At 75.0% G+C, this 5,163-nt stretch carries 5 protein-coding genes; all 5 read left to right on the forward strand.

Annotated elements, in window-relative coordinates; all coding sequences use genetic code 11:
- On the forward strand, positions 1-1,289 hold a 1,289-nt coding region (locus ACPYOM_RS20810; RefSeq protein ID WP_481347410.1), incomplete at its 5' end, for a D-alanyl-D-alanine carboxypeptidase/D-alanyl-D-alanine-endopeptidase.
- A 115-nt stretch (positions 1,290-1,404) separates the two neighbouring features.
- Positions 1,405-2,523, forward strand: a complete 1,119-nt coding sequence (locus tag ACPYOM_RS20815) for a zinc-dependent metalloprotease (protein ID WP_481347411.1) — start codon at positions 1,405-1,407, stop codon at positions 2,521-2,523.
- Between the two features lie 21 nt (positions 2,524-2,544).
- The gene (tilS, locus tag ACPYOM_RS20820; protein ID WP_481347413.1) at positions 2,545-3,549 is read left to right on the forward strand and encodes a tRNA lysidine(34) synthetase TilS; all 1,005 of its coding nucleotides are present in this window, start codon (positions 2,545-2,547) and stop codon (positions 3,547-3,549) included.
- Positions 3,550-3,705: 156 nt separating this feature from the next.
- On the forward strand, positions 3,706-4,257 hold the full coding sequence (gene hpt, locus ACPYOM_RS20825) for a hypoxanthine phosphoribosyltransferase (RefSeq protein WP_481341352.1): 552 nt from the start codon (positions 3,706-3,708) through the stop codon (positions 4,255-4,257).
- An 11-nt stretch (positions 4,258-4,268) separates the two neighbouring features.
- Entirely contained in the window at positions 4,269-5,123 is an 855-nt protein-coding gene (locus ACPYOM_RS20830) for a DUF1028 domain-containing protein (RefSeq protein ID WP_481347412.1), read from the forward strand.
- Positions 5,124-5,163: the final 40 nt, after the last annotated feature.

Below are 5,163 nucleotides of genomic sequence, written 5' to 3' on the forward strand. Positions count from 1 at the left end.
TCCGTCGTCGGCAGCGTCAGATGTGTATAAGAGACAGGGACGGCGCCGCCCTGCGCATCCCCGCCTCCACGACCAAGCTGCTGTCCGCCGCCGCCATCGGGCAGGTCTTCCACACCGACGAGACGCTGTCGACCGTCGTGCGCGCCGGCGCCGCCGCCGACGAGATCGTGCTCGTCGCGGGCGGCGACTCGCTCATCAACCCCGGCAAGGGCGACCCGGACGCCGTCGCCGGGCGTGCCGGCCTGCGCGACCTCGCCGACGAGGTGGCCCGGGCCCTGGAGGCGCGCGGGGTCACGGCGGTGCGCCTGTCCGTCGACGAGTCCTACGCCGACGGCCCGCTCCTCGCGACGACGTGGGGCAGCGACTTCCGGCGCCTCGCCCTGACCGGCCCGGTGTCGATGCTCGGCCTCAGCACCCAGCGGGCCCGGTCCGGGCACCCCGCGCTCGCCGACCCCGTGGCCTCGGTGCGCGACCGGCTCGCCGACCTCCTCGGGGCCGACGGCATCGCGGTCACCGTCGAGAAGCGTCCGGAGGCGCTCGTCCGGCGGGGCCGCACCGACAACACCGCGATCGTCCCGGCGCCCGCGCCGTCGCCGTCGCTCGACGGCACGACCGGGTCGGCGGGGTCCACGGGCGCGACCGGCACCGCCGACGCGACGGGCGGGGCGGACGCGACCCGCCCCACGGGCGCGACGGGCTCGGCGGCCTCCGGCGGCTACGCGCCCGGTACCGTCCTGGGCCGGATCGAGTCCGCTCCGGTCCGCGACCAGCTGGCCCTCGCCCTCACCGACAGCGACAACGCGCTCACCGAGATCCTCGCCCGCCAGGCCGCCTTCCGGACCGGCGCCGGCACGTCGTTCCCCGAGGTCGGCGCCTGGGTCGTGTCGCAGGTCGGCGCGCTCGGCCTCGACACGACGGGGGTGACCCTGGCGGACGCGTCGGGGCTCAGCCGCGAGAACCGGGTGCGCGCCGACCTGCTCGCCGACGTGCTCGTCCTCGGCTACGACGGTCGCCACCCGGTGCTGCGCCGGGCCCTCGACGGGATGCCCATCGGGGGTCTCACCGGCACGCTGGAGGGACGCTTCACCGGCGCCGACCACGAGGCCGCGGGCCGCGCGCGTGCCAAGACCGGCACGCTGACCGGTGCCAACGCGCTCGCCGGTTCGGTCGTCGACGACGACGGCCGACTCCTCGTGTTCGTGGGTATGGTCGCCGGAGCGGGAACCAACGACGCGCGAGCGGCGTTGGACCGTCTGGTGGCGACCGTCGCCGGGTGCGGCTGTCGCTGACGGACCGGTGACTCCTGCGGGCGCGAGTCGAGGACCGACGGCCGGACTCGCGCGACCCCGACCGGGCCGCTGACCCAGACCGTCACGAGAGCCGTCACGAACCGAAAGGGCCGCGATGACCGACACGACCGTCACCGACGGGGGGACGAACGGCCCTCACGGTGGCCCCAAGGGCCGGAGCGGCCCGAACGGGGTCAGCGCGCAGTACGTCGACTACGAGTTCGCCAAGCGCGCCGGGCGCACCGTCGTCGCCGCCGGGCCCCAGGTGACCTCCGCGGAGGCCGCGGCCGTGGTCGCCGACCTCCGGGCCGCTGCCACGGCAGCCGTCGAGCCGGTGGCCACGACGAGCGGTCTCGTCGCGCCGCACGACGCGCCCGCGCCCCTCGTCGTCGACCGCATCGGCTGGATCGAGGCCAACGTCGACTCCTTCCGCGCCATGCTCGACCCGGTCGTCGACAAGCTCGTGGCCCGCAAGAAGGTCCCGAGCGCCGCAGCCACCGCGATCGGCGGCAAGGTCACCGGCGCCGAGATGGGCGGCCTGCTCGCGTTCCTCGCCACCAAGGTGCTCGGTCAGTACGACCTCGCGCCGGGCGGCACTCCACGGCTGCTCCTCGTCGCTCCCAACATCGTCGCCACCGAGCGCCGCCTCGACGTCGACCCAACCGACTTCCGCCGCTGGGTCGCGATGCACGAGGAGACGCACCGGGTGCAGTTCACCGCGGTGCCGTGGCTGCGCGACCACCTGGTGCGCGAGTCGCAGGCCCTCGCCGTCGACCTCGCCCCGACCCCCGAGGACCTCAACCGGCGGCTCGAGCAGCTGGCCCGCAACCTGCCGGAGGTGTTCACCTCCGGAGAGGGCATCGCCCAGATCCTCGCGACGCCCGAGCAGCGGGCCCGCATCGCCGAGCTGACCGCCGTCATGTCGCTGCTCGAGGGCCACGCCGACGTCGTCATGGACGACGTCGGGCCGAAGGTCATCCCGAGCGTCGCCGAGATCCGGCGCAAGTTCGACCAGCGCCGGTCGGCGTCGGTCGGCATCGACCGGATCCTGCGGCGCCTGCTCGGCCTCGAGGCCAAGATGCGCCAGTACCGCGACGGTGCCGTCTTCGTGCGGGCGGTCAGCGACCAGGTGGGCCGCGACGGTTTCAACGCCGTGTGGTCCTCGCCCGAGGCGTTGCCCCGGGCGGCCGAGATCGTCGAGCCGGGCGCCTGGGTGCGCCGGGTCCACGGCTGAGGCATGGAGGCTCCCGCCGAGATGCCCGGTCCCGATCCCGCCGTCGCCGTCACGCGCCTCGCGGTCCGCGAGCACCTGCTCGACCTGCCGCCGGGGGCCCTCGTCCTCGTCGCCTGTTCGGGTGGTCCGGACTCCGTCGCCCTCGCCGGCGCCCTCGCCTTCGAGGCGCCGCGGGTCGGGATGCGCGCCGGCGCCGTCGTCGTCGACCACGGGCTCCAGGAGGGCTCCGACCGGGTCGCCGACCACGCGGCGGACGTGTGCCGTGGCATGGGCCTGGAACCGGTCGAGGTCGTCCGGGTCGATGTCCAGCCCTCCGGGTCAGGACTCGAGGCCGACGCCCGCACCGCCCGGTACGCCGCGTTCGAGCAGGTCGCGAGCCGGCTCGGCGTCGAGGTCGTGCTCATCGGCCACACCCGCGACGACCAGGCCGAGCAGGTGCTCCTGGGTCTGTCCCGCGGGTCGGGCGCGCGCTCGTTGAGCGGGATGCCGGCTCGACGCGGACGCTTCGTGCGGCCCCTGCTGGCGCTGCCGCGGGCCACGACGCTCGCCGCCTGCGAGGCCTACGGCATCGAGCCGTGGGAGGACCCCCAGAACGCCGACGACAGCTTCCGGCGGGTCCGGGCCCGGCGCCTGCTCGCCACCCTCGAGGCCGACCTCGGACCGGGTTTCGGCGCGGCCCTGGCCCGCAGCGCGGACCTGCTGCGCGAGGACGCCGACTACCTCGAGACGCTGGCCCGCCAGGCGCGGGCCGGGCTGCCGGAGATCCCGGGCGGCGGCGTCGACCTCGAGGCGCTCGCCGCGCTGCCGCGGGCCCTGCGCACGCGCGTGTGGCGGCTGCTCGCCGCCGAGGCCGGGGCACCGCTCGCCGACGTCACCGCCGCGCACGTCGAGTCGCTCGACGCGCTGCTCACCTCGTGGCACGGTCAGGGCCCGCTGCACGTCCCCGGCGGCATCGCCGTGGCGCGCGAGCGGGGGGCCATCCGCTTCACCGTCCTCGACCCGGCGGGCCGAGCCGCCGCAGGCTGAGCCCGACGGGCTGCCTTGCGGGCCGGGCCGCGAGGGCTGTGGTCGCCGGGCCTCGCACGTCGGCGCCCGGGGCGGGCGCTGACGCGCGCGGCCCGCTGCGCTTGAATGGGTCCGCACGTCCGTGCGCGTCCCACCGCACAACGCGAAGGAGCCCCCGTGGACCACGAGCACATGGGCGACGACCTGGCCAAGGTCCTCTTCACCGAGGAGCAGATCCAGGCCCGTCTCGCCGAGCTCGCAGAGGAGATCTGGAAGGACTACGAGGGCAAGGACTTCCTGCTCGTCGGCGTCCTCAAGGGCGCTGTCGTCGTCATGGCCGACCTCATGCGCGCCCTGCCCGGCACGGCGCCGATGGACTGGATGGCCGTGTCGTCGTACGGCTCGGGCACCAAGTCCTCGGGCGTCGTGCGCATCCTGAAGGACCTCGACACCGACATCACCGGGCGGCACGTGCTCATCGTCGAGGACATCATCGACTCGGGCCTGACGCTGTCGTGGATCAAGTCGAACCTCGAGTCGCGCCGACCCGCCTCGGTCGAGATCTGCACGCTGCTGCGCAAGCCGGACGTCGTCAAGGTCGACATCCCGGTTCGGTACGTCGGCTTCGACATCCCCAACGAGTTCGTCGTCGGCTACGGCCTCGACTACGCCGAGAAGTACCGCAACCTGCGCTGCGTCGGCACCCTGGCGCCGCACGTCTACTCCTGAGGCGGCGGGCCGTGACGTTCTCGATCGTCGCCCGGCAGGGTGAGGCCTACGGCGTCGCCGTCGCCAGCAGGTTCCTCGCGGTCGGTGCCGTCGTACCCGGTGCACGCCTCGGCACCGGGGCCGTCGCCACCCAGTCCTATGCGCGCGTGGCCTACGTCGACGAGCTGCTCTCACTCCTCGGCGCAGGACAGGACGCGGCGTCGGCGGTCGACGCGGCCACCGCCCTCGACACCGACCGCGAGACACGCCAGGTGGGCGTCGTCGGGGCCACGAGCGCGGCCACCTTCACCGGCTCGGAGTGCAACCCGTGGGCCGGGGGCGTCGCGCGCGAGGACGGCGACACCGCCTACGCCATTCAGGGCAACATCCTCACCGGGCCCGAGGTCGTGGCGGCCATGGAGGAGGCGTGGCACGGCTCCGCGGGCCAGGGGCTGTCCCGACGCCTGCTCGTCGCCCTCGCGGCCGGCGACGCCGCCGGTGGTGACTCGCGCGGCCGGCAGAGCGCGGCCGTCTACGCCGTCGAGCCGGGGGCGGGCTACGACGCGTGCGGCGTCCTCGCCGACCTGCGCGTCGACGACCACCCCGACCCGGTCGCCGAGCTCGGGCGGCTGCTCGACGAGTGGGAGCTGTACTTCGGCAAGCCGGAGGACGTGCAGCCGCTCACCGGGCTCCTCGGCGAGGAGGTCGCCGACCGGCTCGCCCGCCTCGGTCACCCCGTCGGCGACGGCGGCGCGCCCGACCTTCCCACCGCGCTGGCCGACTGGGCCGGCAACGCCAACTACGAGGCGCGGCTGAGCCCCGACGGCATCGACCGCCGCGTCCTCGAGGCCCTCCGAGCGGCCACCACGCCCGCCACCGCCCCCTGAGCCCTGTCTCTTATACACATCTGACGCTGCCGACGACGGA

Source organism: Monashia sp. HAY1-2A (assembly GCF_056755315.1).